Raw genomic sequence first — 18,898 nt, 5'->3', positions numbered from 1 at the left:
CAGCCCGGTGATGGGTGGCCGCCGCCGTCGGGGATGTTGCCGAACTCGGTGACGTCGACGTGGATCAGCGAGCCGGGGTGTCGTGTTCGTAGCGGCGCAGCGGTTCGCCGGTGACCGGTCGACGCGCGAGAGCCGGTTGACCCGGCTGCGCACGAGGACCGCGTGCACGGTCGAGGCGGGCAGGTCGAGCCAGGCTGTTACCGCTCAATTCAACCCGGGGCAACGTCCCTGGACATCACAACTAGCGGACCTGCCCGGTCGGGCGGACCATGATCTCGTTGACGTCCACGTGCGGTGGCTGCTGCAGCGCGTAGAGCACGGCCCGGGCGATGTCGGCCGGCTCCAGCTTCGGCTTCTTGCGCTGCTCGTCGCTGAGGATGCCGGTGTCGGTGATGCCCGGCTGGACCAGCGTGACGCGCACGCCGGTGCCGACGGCCTCCTCGCGGATCGCCCCGGCCATGCCCGTCACCGCCCACTTCGTCACCGAGTACAGGCTCGCGTTGCGGATGTAGCGGCCGGCGACCGAGCCGGTGATCAGCAGGTGCCCGGTCGATTCCGCCAGGGCGGGCAGCGCCGCGCGGGCGGTGTAGGCCGCGCCCAGCACGTTGACGCGGACCATCTCCTCCCACGCCGTCGGGTCGGGGTCGGCGGTGCCGAAGAACGACGTCCCGACGCCGATCCCGGCGTTGGCGAAGGCCGCGTCGAGCCGGCCGAACCTCCGCACGGTCTCGGTGACCGCTCCGGAGATGGCCGGCCAGTCCGCGACGTCGGCGCCCAGCGCCAGCGCCCGGTCTTCGCCCAGCTCGGCCGCGAGGGCCGCGACGGACTCCGCCTGGCGCGCCACGAGCGCGACCTTGAAGCCGGCCGCGGCGGCCAGCCGGGCGGTCGCGGCGCCCAGCCCGCGGGAGGCGCCGGTGACGAGGAGAACACGATCATCCATGTCCCCAGGCTAGGGAGGATTCACGGCGTCAGCACGAGACGGCCGCGCAGCCCGCCCGCGGTCAGCCGTTCGTGAGCGGACCGCGCGTCCGCCAGCGGCAGGACGTCCGCGACGCGCAGGGGGAGGACACCCTCGGCGGCCAGCCGGGCCAGCTCGGCCAGGCGAGTGCCGTCGGCGCGGATCCAGACACCGCGGACCCGGACGCCGCGCAGCGGGATCGGCGCGGCGCCCGCGGCGAAGGCGACGAACTCGCCGCCGCCGCGGACCGCGTCGAGCGCGTCCAGGCCGAGCAGCGCGGTGTCGAGGACGGCGTCCACCCCGCCGGGCACCAGCGCGCGCACGCGGTCGCCCAGCGCCGGCCCGCGCGGCACGAACTCGTCCGCGCCGAACGCCCTCACCTGCGCTTCGTCGGCGGGGCCGGCCACCGCGACCACCCGCAGCTTCCGGGCGTGCGCGAGGGCGACGGCGTAACCGCCGACCGCACCCGCCGCGCCGGTGACCAGCAGCGTCCCGGTGGTGCCGGCGAGGTCCAGCGCCTGCGCCGCGGTCAGGGCGTTGAGCGGCAGCGTCGCCGCCTCGGCGGGGGAGACGCCGGCCGGCGCGGCGGCGACGGCGGCCGCGTCGAGCACGATCTGCTCCGCGTAGGCGCCGAGCGGCGTCGCGAGCCGGTCGCGCAGCCCGATCACCGCGTCGCCCACCCGGAAGCCGGCGCCCGCGCCGACGGCGTCGACCTGGCCGGCGACGTCCCAGCCCAGGCCGAGCACGTCCCGCGGCGGGATGATCCCGGCCTCGGTGAGCAGCCCGGACCGGGTCGCGGCGTCGACCGGGTTGACCGCGGCCGCCGCCACCCGGATCCGCACCTGACCGGGGCCCGGCACCGGCGCCGGGACGTCGACGGGCTCCAGCACTTCGGGACCGCCGAACCGGCGGACCACCATCGCACGCATCTTTCGCTCCTTCGCGGATCGGACCTTCCCCGCGAACGTATGGGGAGCTACTCTCCATTGGGAAGTACGTACTCGCAGGTTCCCCACGTACCAGGAGGTTCGCCCGGTGCCCACGCGCACGGCGGAACAGCTGCGGCAGGCCGAAAAGGCCGCCTACGACGCCTACCTCGCCGCCTGCCCGACCCGGAAGCTGCTCGACGAGATCGCCGGCAAGTGGGTCAGCCTCGTCCTGGTGGCGCTCGGTGACGGCCCGATGCGCTACAGCGACCTTTCGCGGCGCATCGCCGGGGTGAGCCAGAAGATGCTCACCCAGACCCTGCGGGTGCTCGAACGTGACGGCCTGCTGCACCGCGAGGTGACCCCGTCGGTTCCCGTCCGCGTCGACTATTCCCTTACGCCGCTTGGCGAAAGCCTCCGCGCGCTGATGTCGGCGTTCAAGGACTGGGCCGAGGCCAACTTCGACGAGGTCAGCACCGCCCGCGCCGGTTACGACGCGCGTACGCCGGACCTCACGATCGGGCCGGGCGGCGCGGGCTAGTCTCTACCGGGTGTCCACCGCACGCGCCGAACGGCTGGTCAATCTGGTGCTGGCCCTCCTGTCCACCCGGCAGTTCCTCACCGCCGAGCGGATTCGCGGCATCGTGCCCGGATACGGCGACGCGGCCAGCGACGACGCCTACTTCCGGATGTTCGAGCGGGACAAGACCGAGCTGCGCGAGCTGGGCATCCCGCTGGAAACCGGCCGCAACTCCGCCTTCGACGCCATCGAGGGCTACCGCATCGCCCGCCGCGACTACGAGCTCGGCGAGATCGACCTCGCCCCCGACGAAGCCGCCGCGGTCGCGCTGGCGTCCCGGCTGTGGGACTCGCCGGAGCTCACCGGGCAGGCCCAGGGCGCACTGGTGAAGCTGCGTGCCGCCGGCCTGGAGGTCGACGACCAGGCCCCGACCGTCGTCGAGCCCCGCGTGCGCGCCGAACCGGCGTTCGGGCCGCTGCTCGCGGCGGTCCAGAACGGCCAGGCCGTGCGCTTCGAATACCGCCGCAGCGGCTCGCCGGAACGCATCATGCGCACCCTCGAACCGTGGGGCGTGGTGTCGTGGAAGGCCCGCTGGTACGTCGTCGGGCACGACCGCGACCGCGGCGCCACCCGCTGCTTCCGGCTCTCCCGCGTCACCGGCCAGGTCCGGCCCGTCGGGAAGCCCGGCGCCGTGCAGCGGCCCGAGGGCGTCAACCTGCTGCAGCTCGTGTCGGCCACCAGCGGCGCGTCCGAACCCGCCCCGGTCACCACCGCGCGCCTGTGGGTCGCCGACGGCCGCGCCGCCGGGGTCCGCCGCCGCGGCACCGTCATCGGGCGCTCCAGCGTCGACGGCCAGGAGGGCGACCTCGTCGAGATCGGCCTCTACTTCCCGGAGTCGGCCGCCGACTGGATCACCGCGCAGGGCCCGGACGTCGTCGTGCTGGAGCCCGACGTCCTCGCCAAGACCGTCCAGGACCGGCTGGAAGCCGTCGTCGCCCGGCAGCAGCAGGGGAGTGTCCGATGAGCGGCTCCGGCGACCGGATGCCCCGGCTCCTGGCGCTCGTGCCCTACCTGCTGGCCCGGCCCGGCATCCGCGTGGACGAGGCGGCGCAGGACTTCGACGTCACGCCGAAGCAGCTGCGCAAGGACCTCGAGCTGCTCTGGATGTGCGGGCTGCCCGGCTACGGCCCCGGCGACCTGATCGACCTGTCCTTCGAGGGTGACACGATCGTCGTCACCCACGACGCCGGGATGAACCGGCCGCTGCGGCTCACCGGCGGCGAGGCGACCGCCCTGCTGGTCGCGCTGCGGGCGCTGGGGGAGACCCCGGGTGTGGTCGACGGCGACGCCGTCCGCCGCGCCATCGCCAAGATCGAGTCCGCCGCCGGGCAGGCCCAGCCGGCCGGGGTGGTCGTCGGCGGCGGCGTGCGCGAGGGCAAGAAGACCGCGCGGACCCGCGAGGAGGTCGCCCGGGCGCTGCAGGCCGGCAAGGCAATGCGGATCCGCTACTACACCGCGTCGAAGGACCAGGTCACCGAGCGCACGGTCGACCCGATGCGGGTGCTCATCGTGCAGGCGGTCGGGTACCTGGAGGCCTGGTGCCGCCGCGCCGAGGGCGTCCGGCTGTTCCGGCTGGACCGGATCGACGAGCTGACCGTGCTCGACGAGCCGTCCCGGCCGCCGGCGCACGCCCACCCGACCGACATCTCCGACGGTGTCTTCCGCGAGCGTCCCGATCAGCGGGAGGCCGTCCTGGTCCTCGACCCGGACGCACGCTGGGTAGCCGAGTACTACCCCTGCGAAGAGCTCGACGAGCTCGACGGCGGCCGCCTGCGGATCCGGATGCGCTACGCCGACCAGTCCTGGATGGTGCGCCTCGTGCTGGGCCTGAGCGGGGAAGCGCTGGTCGAGAGCCCGGCCGACCTGGCCTCCGACGTCGGCCGCCGCGCCGCCGACGCGGTGGCCCGAGCCCGTCACCTTCCGTCAACCTGCGACCACTAGGCTGACCGCGTGCCGTACCTGCCCACCATCGTGCTCGCCGCCGTCGGCCTCCTGCTGCTCGTGCTCCTGCTGGTGCGTACCGCGCGGGTCTTGCGTGGGTTCAAGCAGACCGCGAGCATGGTGGCTACGAACACCCAGGACCGGGCCGGACTCGTCCGCGCCCGGTCGGCAGCGCTGCGCGTCGCTTTCGCGCAACGCCGCCGCAAGCCGGAAAACCAGTAACATCCCTACCAGACGCAGATAGGAGGCCACCATGCTGAACGGATTGCAGCCGTGGCATTTGATCATCCTGGTGCTCGTCGTCGTGCTGTTGTTCGGGGCCAAGAGGCTTCCCGACGCGGCCCGGTCCATCGGCAAGTCCATGAAGATCTTCAAGGCCGAGACCAAGGACCTCACCGGCGAGCACAAGGCGGCGGCGCACGAAGACGCCGAGCCGGTCGAGACCCGGCAGATCCCGGTCACGCCCGTTGTGCCCGCCGCCCCGTCGGCCACCGACCAGCAGGTCGCCGACCTGCAGCGGCAGCTCGACGAGCTGAAGAAGCAGCAGCAGCAGGCGCCCGCCGCCGAGCAGAAGAACGCCAGCTGAGCGGGTAGTCCACCACCGGTCCCTGGTCCACGGAGCGCGTCGAGCCCGGCGCGCTCCGAAGGACACCGACGAGAACGGAAACTCCAGTGGCGGAACCCGCCTCCGGGAACGGGGAGAAGCGCGGCACGAAGCGGCGCAAGCGCAGCCGCCGCGCCAACCCCGACGGCACGATGACGCTCATCGAGCACATCTACGAGTTCCGCCGCCGGCTCGGCTTCGCCCTGCTCGCCGTCGTCATCGGCGGCATCTTCGGGTTCATCTGGTTCAGCACCAAGCTGGGTCCGGTCCCGTCGCTCGGCGAGATCATGAAAGCGCCGTACTGCGCGATCCCGGCGGACCGGCGGCTCAACGGCGCCCAGGGCTGCCAGCTGCTGCAGACGGTGCCGTTCGAAGCGTTCATGATCCAGATCAAGGTCGGCGTCGCCGCCGGTGCGGTCCTGCTGGCCCCGGCCTGGCTCTACCAGATCTGGGCGTTCATCGCGCCGGGCCTGTACTCCAAGGAACGCAAGTACGCGCTGACGTTCGTGTCGTTCGCTTCGGTGCTGTTCGCCTCCGGCGCGGTGCTCGCCTACATCCTGTTCCCGCACGCGCTGCAGCTGCTGATGGGCTTCGGCCAGGGCGAGTTCATCACCGCGCTGACCGCGGACAAGTACATCTCGTTCATGCTGTCGCTGCTGGTCATCTTCGGCATCAGCTTCGAGCTGCCGCTGCTGGTGGTCATGCTCAACCGCGTCGGCGTGGTCAAGTACGTCCAGCTCAAGAAGTGGCGCCGCGGCATCGTGTTCGCGCTGTTCGTCTTCGCCGCCTTCGCCACTCCCGGATCGGACCCGTTCTCGATGCTCGGGCTGGCCGCCGCGCTGACCGTGCTGTTCGAGATCTCGATCCAGATGTCGCGCTTCCACGACCGCAAGAAGGATCAGCTTCGGTCCGAAGAGGGCTGGGACAAGCTGGCCGACGACGAAGCCGCGCCGTTCGACTACACGCCGAGCAAGGTCGACGACGAGCCCTCCACGCCGACCGCCTCCGGTGGCCGGTCCGCCGGCACCGACGACATCACGTAGTGGGGATCCACGCCGCGCTCGCCGTGCACCCGGCCTCGGGGCACGGCGCCGCTGCCCGGATCGCGGACACGGTCGCCGCACGGCTCCGCACCGCCGTCGACCGCCTCGACGTCCTCGTGGCCAACTCCGTCGAGGAGTCCCGTGAGCTGATGCGGACGTCGCACGACGCGGGTCTCGACGTCCTGATCGTCCTCGGCGGCGACGGCGCCGCCCACCAGGGCGTCCAGTTCTGCGCGAACCACGACGTCGCGCTCGGCCTCGTCCCGGCGGGCACCGGCAACGACTTCGCCCGCGCCCTCGGCGTCCCCGGTGAGGCCATGGCCGCGGTCGAGGCCCTGGTGGCGGCCCTGAAGTCCGGCGCGCGCCGGCGGATCGACCTGGGCCGCGCCGGCGACACCTGGTTCGCGACGGTGCTCTGCGCGGGGTTCGACGCGAGCGTCAACGAACGCGCCAACCGGATGCGCTGGCCGTCCGGCCCGCGCCGCTACGACGTGGCGATCCTCGCCGAGCTGGCCGCGTTCCGGTCCCGCCCGGTGGTCGTCGACACCGGCACCGAACGCCTGGAGCTCGACGCGACCCTGGTGGCCATCGGCAACACCCGCTTCTACGGCGGCGGCGTCCCGATCTGCCCGACGGCCGACCCCGAGGACGGCGTCTTCGACGTCACGGTCATCGGCCACGCGACCCGCCGCGGCCTCATCCGGATGCTCCCCGGCCTGCGCACCGGCAACCATGTCACCCACCCGGCGGTCCGCACGCTCCGGGCCCGCTCGGTGACCCTGACGGGCAACACCTGGCCCGCCTACGCCGACGGCGAACCCCAGGGCACGGTCCCGGTGACGGTCACCTGCGTCCCCGGCGCGCTGACGGTCCTGGCTTAGTGAACTAACTCAGTGATCTCCTGACGACGCTGGCGCTCAGTAGCCCCCGGCTTCGCCGACCAGCTCCCGGAACCGCGCGGGCGCCATCAACGGCCCCTGCGCCAGGTAGACGCCGCCACAGCGGTGGCAGAACCACCCCTGCTCCCACAGCGCCTGCGCCGCCGGGATCCCGGCCCGCCGTCGCCGATACTCCCGCACCCGCCGGACGTAGAGCCAGATCAGCGTCCCGGCGCCGCCGAACACGCACACCGACGGCAGGGCGAGCAGCGCGAACCCCAGCACCAGCCCGCCGGTGCCGCCCGGGGGAGGGTCGTCGACCGCGGAGAACGGCAGCCACAGGAAGCAGCTCCCCACCATCAGGAGCAGCACCACGCCCGCGACGAGCCCGCCGGCGCGGCGCCGGGGCGGGAACGGATCGAGCGCCCGCGCGACCCCGGTGACGGTCACCCCGGACACCTGGCCGCTGGTGTAGATGACACCGTCACCGGCCGGCACGGCGACCGTGGGGCCCTGGCCGCGGTAGTAGGAGTGCCCGCCGTAGTAGACCGCGGGCACGTGCTGGACCTGGTCCAGCTGCCCACAGCTCGGACAGGGTGCGGTCACGACGTCCTCCTCATCGCCGCTCCGACGGCGAAACCACCGGACCGGTTCCCTCGCGATCCCGGCAGACCTGAGTGTATAACGACCTATACGGCGCGGGGTGGTTGCGAGCCTCCGGCCCGCGCACGAAGAACCAAACCGGCGAAGACCGGGGACCGGATGACCACGTCACGCCACGCCGTTGGTCACGCCGCGTGCAAACTGTCGGTGGTGTGTGGAACCCTGACGGAGTGGCCAGTAGCCCTTCTCCTTCCCCGGCCGAGGCCTATGCGGCCTCCGCGCGCCGGGGGAAGCACCCTCAGCTGACCCGCTTCGCGGCGGAATCCTCCTTCGAGTTCGACGACTTCCAGATCCGTGGGTGCGAGGCCCTCGAGGGCGGCCACGGTGTGCTCGTCTGCGCGCCCACCGGGGCCGGCAAGACGATCGTCGGCGAGTTCGCTGTGCACCTGGCCATGGCCGAGGGGCGCAAGTGCTTCTACACCACGCCGATCAAGGCGTTGTCGAACCAGAAGTACGGCGACCTGGTGGCCCGGTACGGGTCGGACGCGGTGGGCCTGCTGACCGGCGACACCTCGATCAACGGCAACGCCCAGGTGGTCGTGATGACCACCGAGGTGCTGCGGAACATGCTCTACGCCGGGTCCTCGACGATCACCGACCTCGGGTACGTCGTGATGGACGAAGTCCACTACCTCGCCGACCGGTTCCGGGGCGCGGTGTGGGAAGAGGTGATCCTGCACCTGCCCGAGCACGTCCGGGTGGTCGGGTTGTCGGCGACCGTGAGCAACGCCGAGGAGTTCGGCGAGTGGCTGGTCGAGGTCCGCGGGGACACCACCGTCGTGGTGGACGAGCACCGGCCGGTGCCGCTGTGGCAGCACATGCTGGTCGGCAACCGGCTGCTGGACCTGTTCGCCGGGGAAGACGTCCACGGCCCGAACGCCGAGCTGCGCATCAACCCGACCCTGCTGCGCCGCACCGAGGAGATCGGCCGCCAGTACGCGCCCGCGGGGTTCCACGGTCCGCGAGGGGCGCGGCGGGGCGGTCCGCGGATGCCGCGGTTCCGGCCGCCGTCGCGCGTCGAGGTCGTGGAGCAGCTGGATCGGGCCGGGTTGCTGCCGGCGATCGTGTTCATCTTCTCCCGGGCGGGCTGCGAGGCCGCGGTCACGCAGTGCGTCCGGGCGGGGTTGCGGCTCAACGGGCCCGACGAGGTCGAGGAGATCCGCCGGATCATCGATGAGCGCACGTCCGGGCTGCCCGAGGGCGATCTCGGGGTGCTCGGTTACTGGGAGTGGCGGGAGGCGCTCGAGCGGGGGATCGCCGGGCACCACGCCGGGTTGCTGCCGGCGTTCAAGGAGACGGTGGAGGAGCTGTTCGTCCGCGGTCTGGTGAAGGCGGTGTTCGCCACCGAGACGCTGGCGCTCGGCATCAACATGCCCGCTCGCACCGTCGTGCTCGAACGTCTCGTCAAGTACAACGGCGAGGCGCACGTCGAGCTGACGCCGGGGGAGTACACGCAGCTCACCGGCCGGGCCGGGCGCCGGGGGATCGACGTCGAGGGCCACGCCGTGGTCTCGTGGCAGCCGGGGGTCGACCCGAAGCAGGTCGCCGGGCTCGCCTCGACGCGGACCTACCCGCTGCGGTCGTCGTTCCGGCCGGGTTACAACATGGCGGTGAACCTGGTCGCCCAGGTCGGCGCGGCGCAGGCGCGTGACCTGCTGGAGCAGTCGTTCGCGCAGTTCCAGGCCGACCGTTCGGTGGTCGGCCTGGCCCGCCGGATCGAGCGGAACAAGGAAGCCCTGAAGGGCTACACCAACGCCGTGACCGGCGACTTCGACGAGATGCTCGAGTACGTCGAGCTGCGCGCGAAGATGTCGGCGCGGGAGAAGGCCCTGTCGCGGCAGAACACCACCGTGCGGCGCGCGGACACGGCGGATTCGCTGGAGAAGCTGCGCAAGGGTGACGTCATCGCGGTGCCCGCGGGCCGGCGGGCCGGGCTCGCCGTGGTCGTGGATCCCGGGCTCGACCCGATCCGCGAGCCGCGGCCGGTCGTGGTGACCGAGGACCGGTGGTCGGGGCCGTTGTCGGTGGCGGACTTCCCGGCGCCGGTCGAGGCGCTGGGCCGGATCAAGCTGCCCAAGCACATCGAGCTGCGCTCGCCCAAGACCCGCCGGGACATCGCCACGACGTTGCGTGGTGCCGGGATTTCCTTGCCCGGCAGGCAGAAGCGGCGCGCGGGGGCCAATGAGGACGGTGAGCTGGCGGCGCTGCGGCGGGCGTTGCGGGCCCACCCGTGCCACGGGCTGGCCGAGCGGGAGGCGAACCTGCGCTGGGTGGAGCGGTACCAGCGGCTGACCGGGGAAACCGAGCAGCTGGAGCGGAAGGTCGCGGCGACGACGCACTCGCTGGCCCGCGCGTTCGACCGGATCCTCGCGTTGCTGGGGGAGCGCGGCTACCTGGGGCCGGAGTCCGCGGGTGACGGCGAGGACCGCGTCACCGAGCACGGCCGCCGGCTGACCCGGCTCTACAGCGAGTCGGACCTGCTGGCCGCGGAGTGCATCCGCAACGGCGTGTGGGAGAAGCTCGGTCCGGCCGAGCTCGCCGCCGTCGTCTCGACGCTGGTGTTCGAGGCCCGGCGGGACACCGCGGGGGAGCCGCGGCTGCCCGGTGGTGCGGTGCCCGAGGCGTGGGAGGAGACGGCGCGGCTGTGGGTGGAGCTGACCGAGGACGAGCGGCGGCACCGGCTCGACCGCACGCGGGAGCCCGACGCCGGGTTCGCGTGGCCGGTCTACCGGTGGGCGCGCGGTGAGTCGCTGGAGAAGGTGCTCACGGCGGCCGAGGCGAACGGGCAGGAGCTGTCGGCGGGTGACTTCGTGCGCTGGTCGCGTCAGGTGATCGACCTGCTCGACCAGATCCGGGACGTGCTGGGCAAGTCCGACCGGGTCGGTGCGACGGCCGCCGAGGCGGTCAAGGCGCTGCGTCGTGGTGTGGTCGCCGCGGGTGCGGCGTGAGCTCGGTGTGAGGCTTGGTCCGTCTCGGTGCGGCAGGAGAGCGTGGTCGCGTGTGCTGGGCCCGGACCTGTGGTTGGATCGGCCACGAACCGTGCGTACGCGGCTCGGCGGCGATATCGGGCTGGGCATGAGATGAACGAAGCAGGCGGAGGCAGACGATGAGCACGCCGTATGGCGGCAACGACCCACAGCAGCCCCAGTACGGGCAGCAGCCGGGCGGCGCGTACCCGCCGAGCGGCCCGCAGGAACAGCCTCAGTGGGGCCAGCAGCAGCCGCAGCAGCCGCCGTACGACCCCAACCAGCAGCAGCAGTGGGGTCAGCCGCAGCAACCCCAGCAGCCGCAGCAGTGGGGTCAGCAGCCCGGCGGGTACACCCCGCCGCAGCAGCCGCAGTGGGGTCAGCAGCCACCGCCGTACGGGCAGCAGCCCGGTGGCGGGTATCCGCAGAGCGGCCCGCAGGCGCAGCCGGGGTACGGCCAGCAGCCGCCCGGTGGGCAGTACCCGCAAAGCGGGCCGCAGGCGCAGCCCGGGTACGGGCAGCAGCCACCCGGGGGGCAGGGCCAGTACGACTACGGCCAGCAGCAGTTCCCCGGCGGCGCCGCGGCTCCCGAAGGGGAGAAGCCGGCGAAGTCGAAGAAGGGCCTGCTGATCGGCATCGTGGTGCTGGTCGTGGTCGTCGCGGTGGTCGGCATTCTCGGTTTCGTCGCGCCCGGGTTCTTCAAGACGCAGGTCTTCAACAACACCCAGATGCAGACGGACGTGCAGAAGCTGCTGTCCGACACGTACAAGATCGACGGCGTCACCGGCGTCACCTGCCCGGCCGAGCAGAAGGTCGAGGACGGTGCGAAGTTCGAGTGCACCGCCACGATCGGCGGCAAGCCGCAGCAGATCCCGATCACGGTGAAGGGTGACGGCGGCAACTACGAGGTGTCCCCGCCCGCCACCAAATAGCGTTTGACGTCCGGCCGAGTCCGGTCGCCGCGAATTGCGGTGGCCGGACTCCGCCGTCTCCGGAGATGATCCGGGGATGACCGACTTCGAGATCCGGACGCTGCGCGACGACGAGCACCGCGCCGCGAGCACCCTCTTCCGCGCCACCGTGCACGTGCCGCCGTCCGACGACAAGGACTGGGAACGTGCCGCGCGCGCCTACCAGTCCGGCGGCACGATCGGGGTGTTCGACCCGGATTTCATCGGTACCGCCCGGGCTTTCGACGCCGAGCTGACGGTGCCGGGTGGCGCCCGGCTGCCGATGGCCGGCGTGACGGGCGTCGGTGTCCGCGCCGATCGGACGCGTCGTGGCGTGCTGCGGGCCATGATGTCCGCTCAGCTGGCGGACTTCGCCGCGCGTGGGGTGGTGTTCGCGAACCTGCTCGCGTCCGAGGCGCTCATCTACGGCCGGTACGGCTACGGCTTGGCGACGCGCAGCCGGACCTACAGCGTCGACCGGCACCGCGCGCGGGTGCGGCCGGACGCGCCCGCCGCCGGGGAGGTCGAGCTGCTGGAGCTGGACGACGCCGTCGCGGCCCTGCCGGGCGTCTACGAGCGCGTCGAGCACCGGCCCGGGATGATGACCCGCCCGGAGGTGCTGTGGCGGCTCTACGAGAACCACCTCCGCCGCAGCACCGATCCGGTGAAGGCGCTCGTGCACCACGGCCCGGACGGGCCCGACGGTTACGCCCTCTACGTCGTCGGCGGCCTGCAGGCCCACCCGTGGACCAAGACCCTGGAGGTGCCGGACATGTTCGCCGGCACGCCGGCCGCGCTGGCCGGGTTGTGGCGGTTCCTGCTCGGCATCGACCTGGTGGACCGGATCGTCGCCGAGGAACGGCCGTTGGACGAGCCGGTCGAGCTGATCCTGGCCGATCACCGCCAGGGCAACGTCGACCGCGTCGAGGACGAGCACTGGCTGCGGCTCGTCGACGTCCCGAGGGCCTTGGCCGCCCGCGAGTACGGCCACGCCGCGCCGGTCGTCGTCGAGGTCACCGATCCGTTGCTGCCGGCCAACTCCGGGACCTACCGGATCACGCCGGACGGCGCCGAGCGCACCGGGGGACCGGCCGCGCTCGCCCTCGACGTCACCACGCTCGCGATGCTCTACCTCGGCACCTGGCGCGCGTCGGCACTCGCCGACGCCGGCCGGATCGAGGTCCGCGACCCGGCCGCCCCCGCGGCCGCCGACGTCCTGTTCAGCACGCGCGTCCAGTCGTGGTGCGGTAGCTTCTTCTGAGTCCGCACCGCCGGGGGTGAGCACCGTGACCAGGCGTTTCCTCGCGTTCCTCGGGCTGTGCTGCGTGCTCTCGGGCTGCACCGCGTCGGTCCCGGCGCCGGTGCTGCCGAGCCGCGGCACGCCGGTCTCCACGAGTGCGCCGGTGAAGGTGCTCGACCCGGTCGCGGTCCGCGACGGCGTCCGGAAGATCCTCGTCGAGAGCTTCCACATCGCCGACGTCGGCGGTGTGAGCTGCCCGGTCGGTCAGCCCGTCAGTACCGGGCGCGCGTTCGTCTGCACGGCCCAGATCGGGGGGACGGCGAAGCGGGTCCCGATCACCGTGCTCGACGCGGACGGCCGCTACCGCGTCGATCCGCCGGGCTGACGGCCTGCGCTAAAAGGGGATGCCGCGTCGTGGGTGTCCCGGCATGATCAGGCGCATGGCCACCTTCGACGTCCGCCCCATCACCGAAGCCGAGCGCCGCAGCACGTTCGACCTGCTGGGTCGCTCGCTGCACAGCAACCGGATCGGCGACGAAGACTGGTCCCGCTACGGGGAGTCCTGGCCGGCGGTGCACAAGTTCGCCGCGTTCGACGGCGAGACCCCGATCGGCATCACGAGCTCCTACGAGACGGAGATCGCCGTGCCGGGCGGGCGCACGCTCGGCGTCGCGGCGGTCGACGGCGTGGGCGTGCGCGCCGACTGGACCCGCCGTGGGGTGTTCAGCGCGCTGATGGCCACGCAGCTGGCCGACGTCGCCGCGCGCGGGCTGCCGCTGGCCGCACTGCACGCGAGCGAGCCGACCATCTACGGCCGCGCGGGTTACGGCTCCGCGACGCTCGGCAAGACGGCCTGGATCCCGCGACCCGCCGCGCGCCTGCACGAGCGCCTCCCGGTCACCGGGCGGGTCCGGATGCTCACCCCGGACGAGGCCGTCAAGGAGATTCCCTCGCTGTACCAGCGGATCGGGCTGCACCGGGCCGGCATGATGGGCCGCCCGCCGGGGTGGTGGGCGTTCTCGCACGACCGGCTCGTCGGTCCGGCCGGGGACCACGTCGTGGTCGTCCACAGTGGACCGGACGGGGACGACGGCTTCGCCGTGTACGGCACCGTCAACCGCCGCACCCTCGAGGCACCGGACGAGGGCGCGGTGCTGAAGGTGCGCGACCTGCACGGGGCCGACACCGCCGCGCGCGTCGCGCTCTGGCGGTTCCTGCTGTCGGTGGACCTGGTTTCCGGGGTCCGCGCCCGGTTCCGCCCGGTCGACGAGCCGCTGGCGGCGATGATGGCCGACCACCGGCACGCCCGCACGGCCGAGGTCGAGGACGACCTGTGGCTGCGCCTGATCGACGTCGGCACCGCGCTGGACGCGCGTTCCTACCGCGACGCCGCCCCGGTGGTCCTCGCCGTGACCGACCGGCAGCTGACGGCGAACACCGGGCACTACGAGGTCGGCCCGGACGGCGCCCGCCGCACCGGGGCCGCCGCGCACCTGAGCCTGGACGTCGACACCCTGGCCATGCTCTACCTGGGGGAGTGGAGCGCGTCCGCGCTGGCCGAAGCGGGCCGGATCACGGTCCACGACCCGGCGGCGACGGCCCGGGCGGACGAGCTGTTCACCACGGTCGCCGCGCCGTGGTGCGGGACGCCGTTCTAAGAACCGGGGAGGGCTTCGATGAGCCGGTCGACGGACTTGCCGAGGTTCCAGCGCTCGGCCAGCTCGGCGACGCGGTCCGGGTCGGCCGGCGTGGCCGGGACCTTGTCCGGGCGCGACTGCTCCACCGGCGCGTCGACCGCGACCCGGACCACCGTCGGCGCGACGGCGAGGTAATCGGCGGCGTCGGCCAGCCGCAGGCGCGTCTTCAACGGGACGCGGGAGTCGCTCGCCGCCGCGGCCTTCAGGAGCGCGTCGAGGGAGCCGAACTCGGTGATCAGCTTCGCCGCGGTCTTCTCGCCGATCCCGGCGACGCCGGGCAGCCCGTCCGAGGGGTCGCCGCGCATCATGGACATGTCCGCGTAGGCGGGGCCGGCGCTCTCGCGGGGGACGCTGTAGCGCTCGGCGATCTCGTCGGGGCCGAGCGCCTCGGCCTTCGCCCAGCCCTTGCCGACGTAGACGACCAACGTCGGGGTCGGCTCGTCGCGCACCAGCTGGAACAGGTCGCGGTCGCCGGTGATGACCTCGACCGCGTCCTTCTTCTCGCGGTGGGCCAGCGCGCCGATGACGTCGTCGGCCTCGTAGCCGGCCGCCTCCGCGGTGGCGAAGCCGAACGCCTCGAGGACGTCGAGGATGATCGGCACCTGCGGGGTCAGGGTGTCGGGCACCACTTCGACGTCGGGCGCCTGGCCCGTGGTCTCCTGGGCCACCCGGTGGGCCTTGTAGCTGGGCAGCAGGTCGGTCCGGAACTTCGGCCGCCAGTCCGCGTCCATGCAGCACACCAGCCGCGAGGGGCGCCGGTCGGTGAGGATCCGCGCGATCGTGTCGGTGAACCCGCGCACGGCGTTCACCTGGGTGCCGTCGTCGGCGCGCATCGAGTCGGGCAGGGCGAAGAACGAGCGGAAGTAGAGGCTCGCGGAGTCGAGCAGCGCAAGGGGTCCGGTCACGCGTACAGCCTGCCACGCCCCGGCGCCGCCGACCGGCATGCCACGCGCCACCCAGCACGGTCGGAGGTGGCTTCGGCATGTCGCACCACCGGGCGGATGGATCACCCGGGCGGCCCGGCTAGGCTCGCCCCATGTCGCGCCGTTCCCTCCACACGCCCGCCCCCGACGCCGCAGCCCTGCGCGCCCGCCTGGACCGCGCCCGCACCGCCGCGGCCGCCGCGGACACCGACGCCCTGCTGATCGCGCCCGGTTCCGACCTGCGCTACCTGATCGGCCAGGCCGGCGGCTCGTTCGAGCGCCTCACCACCCTCGTCGTCCCCGCCGACGGCACACCCGCGCTGGTCGTGCCGAAGCTGGAAGCGCCCGGTTACGCCGACGTGCCGACCGACGAGCTCGGCGTCGAGCTGCTGACCTGGGTGGACGGTGACGACCCGTACAAGCTGGTGGCCGACCGGCTCGGCAAGACCGGCCGCGTCGCGGTCAGCGACTTCACCCCGGCCCTGCACGTGCTGGCCCTGCGCGCGGCGCTCGGCGAGGCCGAGCAGACCCTCGCCGGCCCGGTCGTGCGCGAGCTGCGGATGCGCAAGGACGCCGCCGAGATCGCGTCGCTGCGGGAGGCCGGCGCGGCCATCGACCGCGTGCACGCCCGCGTCCACGAGTGGCTGCGCCCGGGCCGCACCGAGGCCGAGGTCGGCGCGGACATCACCGCGGCGATCGTCGAGGAGGGCCACGTCCGGGCGGACTTCGTGATCGTCGGCTCCGGCCCGAACGGCGCCAGCCCGCACCACGACGTCTCCGACCGCGTCATCAACAGGGGTGACGTCGTGGTCGTCGACATCGGCGGACCGCTGCCGGCCGGCTACAACTCCGACTCCACCCGCACCTACTCGGTCGGCGCGCCGCGCGACGCCGACGTCGCCGAGACCTACGCCGTGCTGCAGCGCGCCCAGGCCGCCTCGGTCGCCGCGGTGAAGCCGGGGGTCACGGCCGAGGCGGTCGACGCCGCCGCGCGCGACGTCATCACCGAGGCCGGGTTCGGCGAGTACTTCATCCACCGCACCGGGCACGGCATCGGCCTGGACGTGCACGAGGAGCCCTACATCATCGCGGGCAACACGCTGCCGCTGGAGCCGGGCATGGCCTTCAGCGTCGAGCCGGGCATCTACCAGGCGGGCCGCTGGGGCGCCCGCATCGAGGACATCGTGATCGTCACCGCGGACGGCGTCGAGTCCGTCAACAACCGGCCGCACGAACTCGTCGTGCTGGACGCATGACCACCGGTGGCCTGGAGCCGCTCGACCAGTCGATCGTCGAGGAACTCGCGGCCGACGGGCGCCGCAGCTTCACCGACCTCGCCGAACGCGTCGGGCTTTCGGTGTCGGCGGTGCACCAGCGGGTGCGCCGCCTCGAGCAGCGCGGGGTCATCCTCGGGTACACCGCGCGGCTCGACGGCGAGCAGATCGGGCTGCCGCTGACGGCCCTGATCTCGCTGACGCCCAACGACCCCGGCGCGCCCGACGACTACCCGCAGCGGATCCAGCACATCAAGGAGATCGAGTCCTGCTACTCGGTCGCCGGCGACGAGTCCTACATCCTGCTGGTGCGCGTCCAGTCGCCGCTGGCGCTGGAGGACCTGCTGCGCCGGATCCGGGAGGCCGCCAAGGTGTCCACTCGCACCACGGTGGTCCTCTCTACGCCGTTCGAGGGACGTTCGCCTACGTTCTGACACCGGGCAGGTAGCCGGGTACCGGGGGACTGGTACGGTAAAAGGTATGGCAACACGTAAGGTGACTCTTTCGCTGGACAGCGGCGCCTTGGACTTCGCCGAACGCGCCGCGAAAGCACACGGGATCTCGGTCTCGTCCTGGCTGTCGAAGGCGGCCAGGCGCGAGGCGGTACGCACGGGCTACACCCCGCAGAAGCCGGAACCGGCCGTCGCGGACCTCGACGAGGCCGAGCGCACCGCGGCGGAAAAGGATCTGCGTGCGCAGGGGTGAAGTCTGGACGTACCACCCCCCGACCGATCCGGCCCGGCAGCGCACGGTCGTGCTGCTGTCCTCGGACGGGGTGAACGAGTCCGAGCGCCCCTGGCTGCTCGGCACCGAACTGCTCGACCGCGACCCCCAGGACATCCTCGGCGTGGCGATCGACGCCCGCTACTGGGTGTCGACGCTCAACCTCACGCGGCTCTACCGCCCGTGGTTCGACGAGCGCCTCGCGGAGATCGACCAGGAGGTCCAAGAGCGCATCGACATCGCACTGCGAGCCGCCCTCGATCTTTAAGTGTATAACGCCCTATACCGCGGGGCGACATTTAAAAATTTTGCGGTCCAGTAAGTGCAAGTGGCACGACTCAACCCTGCTCAAGAGCAGGGAAGGTCAGCGGGCGACGACCTCCGGGGTCGCGTGGAGCTTGCCGTCCGCGCCCGCGAGGCAGGAGGCGTTGCCCTCGCGGGTGGCCATGAACTCCGTGAGGCAGTTGGCGATCGCGGTGTGGCCGGCGGCGTTGGGGTGGAACGACTCCTGCAGTGCGTGGCCCGCCCGGTCGGCTTGGCCGAGGTCGGCGAGCTGCAGTGTCAGGCGGGTGAACCATTCCGTCGCGGGGTTGGCGCCGCCGCTGCACGCTTCGTGCTGCACGCCGGCCTTGGCGAGGTCCAGGAACCGGGCGCCGGTCTGCCGGGCGGCCGTTTTGATGCCGGAGGACAGGACGCCGATGCCGGTCTGGGAGATCCAGCGCAGGTCTTCGACCCGGAACGGGCAGCCGTTGAGGCTGCGCAGGTCTTCGGGGACGTCGGGGCCGATCGGGGCGGCGTAGGACTGCAGGATCAGCTGGTAGTCCGCGGGTACGTAACCGGCTTGGGCCAGTACTTTCTTGACGTCGGAGACGGCGGCGGCGACCTTCGGGACCATGGCGTCCACTTTGGACTGCCAGCTCTGCTTGAGTGCCGTGCTGCACGGCGGGCCGCCGGGGTCGAACCACGCTTTGAAGCAGTCGGTGACCTGGTTGGAGAACTTGGGGTCGTCGTTGGCGCCGACGGCGATCACGACGGCGGCGACGCGGTGGTCCTTGACCAGGGCGGCGAGCTGTTGTGCTTGTGAGCCTTCGGTCCACTGCTTGACGCCGCCGAGGGCGACCTGTTCGGCGGGGGCGCCGGAGCAGGCGAGGTTGACGTGGGCGGTGATGCCGGGGACGGCGATCTTTTCGACGAAGGCGTTGGGGGATCGGTGGCACCAGTCGCCGCCCTGGCCGTTGGTGGTGGGCGTGTACTGGCCGGCGCCTTCGCCGGAGGCGGTGCTGTCGCCCATGGCGACGACGGTGAGCGGGCCGGTGCCGGGCGGGCCTTGGCGGGGTTGGGGTTGTCCGGGTTGGCTTTCGGAGCCGAAGAAGGCGAAGAAACCCACGAGGAGGGCCACGCTGACGAGGACCAGCGCCCCCCAGTACCACCGAAGTCGTCGCATCACGGCTGATTCTACGGATCAGGTGATCGGCCCGGTCGTCGGACACCGTGCGTCACGGGTCACAGAGTCGCGGTCTCACCTGGGAAAG

General features: G+C 72.4%; 21 protein-coding genes and 1 pseudogene. 16 read left to right on the top strand and 6 right to left on the bottom strand.

Annotated elements, in window-relative coordinates:
* Positions 1 to 14: 14 nt before the first annotated feature.
* The 3 genes and pseudogenes from OG439_RS13380 to OG439_RS13370 all read right to left on the bottom strand — a co-directional run.
* Positions 15 to 201: pseudogene (locus tag OG439_RS13380) on the bottom strand (IS481 family transposase); the annotation flags it as partial.
* Positions 202 to 241: 40 nt separating this feature from the next.
* Positions 242 to 940 (bottom strand): SDR family oxidoreductase, encoded by a 699-nt coding sequence (locus OG439_RS13375; RefSeq protein ID WP_326949699.1) that lies wholly within the window; start codon positions 938 to 940, stop codon positions 242 to 244.
* 20 nt (positions 941 to 960) lie between these two features.
* Complete coding sequence (locus OG439_RS13370; protein ID WP_326949698.1) at positions 961 to 1,887, bottom strand: NADP-dependent oxidoreductase; 927 nt, start codon at positions 1,885 to 1,887, stop codon at positions 961 to 963.
* A 106-nt stretch (positions 1,888 to 1,993) separates the two neighbouring features.
* Between OG439_RS13370 and OG439_RS13365 the strand changes: the two genes are divergently transcribed.
* From OG439_RS13365 to OG439_RS13335, 7 genes are all read left to right on the top strand, one after another.
* Positions 1,994 to 2,425, top strand: coding sequence for a winged helix-turn-helix transcriptional regulator (locus OG439_RS13365; RefSeq protein WP_326949697.1), 432 nt, complete (start codon positions 1,994 to 1,996; stop codon positions 2,423 to 2,425).
* Between the two features lie 10 nt (positions 2,426 to 2,435).
* Positions 2,436 to 3,428, top strand: coding sequence for a helix-turn-helix transcriptional regulator (locus tag OG439_RS13360; RefSeq protein ID WP_247051882.1), 993 nt, complete (start codon positions 2,436 to 2,438; stop codon positions 3,426 to 3,428).
* On the top strand, positions 3,425 to 4,405 hold the full coding sequence (locus OG439_RS13355; RefSeq protein ID WP_247051881.1) for a helix-turn-helix transcriptional regulator: 981 nt from the start codon (positions 3,425 to 3,427) through the stop codon (positions 4,403 to 4,405). The genes OG439_RS13360 and OG439_RS13355 overlap by 4 nt, the downstream gene beginning before the upstream one ends.
* A gap of 9 nt (positions 4,406 to 4,414) precedes the next feature.
* Positions 4,415 to 4,627, top strand: a complete 213-nt coding sequence (locus tag OG439_RS13350; RefSeq protein WP_247051880.1) for a bacteriophage holin — start codon at positions 4,415 to 4,417, stop codon at positions 4,625 to 4,627.
* A 31-nt stretch (positions 4,628 to 4,658) separates the two neighbouring features.
* Positions 4,659 to 4,991, top strand: coding sequence for a Sec-independent protein translocase subunit TatA (gene tatA, locus OG439_RS13345; RefSeq protein ID WP_326949696.1), 333 nt, complete (start codon positions 4,659 to 4,661; stop codon positions 4,989 to 4,991).
* Between the two features lie 86 nt (positions 4,992 to 5,077).
* Entirely contained in the window at positions 5,078 to 6,052 is a 975-nt protein-coding gene (gene tatC, locus OG439_RS13340; protein ID WP_326949695.1) for a twin-arginine translocase subunit TatC, read from the top strand.
* Positions 6,052 to 6,933, top strand: coding sequence for a diacylglycerol/lipid kinase family protein (locus OG439_RS13335; protein ID WP_326949694.1), 882 nt, complete (start codon positions 6,052 to 6,054; stop codon positions 6,931 to 6,933). The genes tatC and OG439_RS13335 overlap by 1 nt, the downstream gene beginning before the upstream one ends.
* A 36-nt stretch (positions 6,934 to 6,969) precedes the next feature.
* Here OG439_RS13335 and OG439_RS13330 read toward each other — a convergent pair whose 3' ends face one another.
* Entirely contained in the window at positions 6,970 to 7,536 is a 567-nt protein-coding gene (locus OG439_RS13330) for a hypothetical protein (RefSeq protein WP_326949693.1), read from the bottom strand.
* A gap of 227 nt (positions 7,537 to 7,763) precedes the next feature.
* Here OG439_RS13330 and OG439_RS13325 point away from each other — a divergent pair, with 227 nt between their 5' ends.
* The 5 genes from OG439_RS13325 (at position 7,764) to OG439_RS13305 (ending at position 14,407) form a co-directional block, all read left to right on the top strand.
* On the top strand, positions 7,764 to 10,541 hold the full coding sequence (locus tag OG439_RS13325; RefSeq protein ID WP_326949692.1) for a DEAD/DEAH box helicase: 2,778 nt from the start codon (positions 7,764 to 7,766) through the stop codon (positions 10,539 to 10,541).
* Positions 10,542 to 10,699: 158 nt separating this feature from the next.
* Complete coding sequence (locus OG439_RS13320; protein ID WP_326949691.1) at positions 10,700 to 11,491, top strand: DUF4333 domain-containing protein; 792 nt, start codon at positions 10,700 to 10,702, stop codon at positions 11,489 to 11,491.
* A 76-nt stretch (positions 11,492 to 11,567) separates the two neighbouring features.
* Positions 11,568 to 12,770 carry a GNAT family N-acetyltransferase gene (locus OG439_RS13315; RefSeq protein WP_326949690.1) on the top strand — a complete coding sequence of 401 codons (1,203 nt, stop codon included), beginning with the start codon at positions 11,568 to 11,570 and terminating at the stop codon, positions 12,768 to 12,770.
* Between the two features lie 25 nt (positions 12,771 to 12,795).
* Positions 12,796 to 13,134: a DUF4333 domain-containing protein gene (locus OG439_RS13310; RefSeq protein ID WP_326949689.1), complete on the top strand. Its 339-nt coding sequence runs from the start codon at positions 12,796 to 12,798 to the stop codon at positions 13,132 to 13,134.
* Positions 13,135 to 13,189: 55 nt separating this feature from the next.
* A complete protein-coding gene (locus OG439_RS13305; RefSeq protein WP_326949688.1) occupies positions 13,190 to 14,407 on the top strand; it encodes a GNAT family N-acetyltransferase in 1,218 nt (405 codons plus the stop codon).
* On the opposite strand, the gene OG439_RS13300 is transcribed toward OG439_RS13305, so the two are convergent.
* Positions 14,404 to 15,351 (bottom strand): 5'-3' exonuclease, encoded by a 948-nt coding sequence (locus tag OG439_RS13300; protein ID WP_326949687.1) that lies wholly within the window; start codon positions 15,349 to 15,351, stop codon positions 14,404 to 14,406. The two genes, OG439_RS13305 and OG439_RS13300, sit on opposite strands and share 4 nt — an antisense overlap.
* 131 nt (positions 15,352 to 15,482) lie before the next feature.
* Here OG439_RS13300 and OG439_RS13295 point away from each other — a divergent pair, with 131 nt between their 5' ends.
* From OG439_RS13295 to OG439_RS13280, 4 genes are read left to right on the top strand one after another with little or no spacing between them, the layout of a single operon-like run.
* Positions 15,483 to 16,625, top strand: coding sequence for a M24 family metallopeptidase (locus tag OG439_RS13295; protein WP_326949686.1), 1,143 nt, complete (start codon positions 15,483 to 15,485; stop codon positions 16,623 to 16,625).
* A complete protein-coding gene (locus OG439_RS13290; RefSeq protein WP_247051868.1) occupies positions 16,622 to 17,077 on the top strand; it encodes an Lrp/AsnC family transcriptional regulator in 456 nt (151 codons plus the stop codon). The genes OG439_RS13295 and OG439_RS13290 overlap by 4 nt, the downstream gene beginning before the upstream one ends.
* Before the next feature lie 46 nt (positions 17,078 to 17,123).
* Complete coding sequence (locus tag OG439_RS13285) at positions 17,124 to 17,348, top strand: hypothetical protein (RefSeq protein ID WP_326949685.1); 225 nt, start codon at positions 17,124 to 17,126, stop codon at positions 17,346 to 17,348.
* The gene (locus OG439_RS13280) at positions 17,335 to 17,634 is read left to right on the top strand and encodes a hypothetical protein (protein ID WP_247051866.1); all 300 of its coding nucleotides are present in this window, start codon (positions 17,335 to 17,337) and stop codon (positions 17,632 to 17,634) included. Before OG439_RS13285 ends, OG439_RS13280 begins: the two co-directional genes overlap by 14 nt.
* A 96-nt stretch (positions 17,635 to 17,730) precedes the next feature.
* On the opposite strand, the gene OG439_RS13275 is transcribed toward OG439_RS13280, so the two are convergent.
* Positions 17,731 to 18,810 carry a GDSL-type esterase/lipase family protein gene (locus OG439_RS13275; RefSeq protein WP_326949684.1) on the bottom strand — a complete coding sequence of 360 codons (1,080 nt, stop codon included), beginning with the start codon at positions 18,808 to 18,810 and terminating at the stop codon, positions 17,731 to 17,733.
* Positions 18,811 to 18,898 lie beyond the last annotated feature (88 nt).

Origin of the sequence: Amycolatopsis sp. NBC_01307, from assembly GCF_035975215.1 — a bacterium.
Taxonomy (GTDB): domain Bacteria; phylum Actinomycetota; class Actinomycetes; order Mycobacteriales; family Pseudonocardiaceae; genus Amycolatopsis.
Note: the sequence above shows the minus strand (reverse complement) of the source record. Positions and strands in the feature narration are given on the sequence as shown.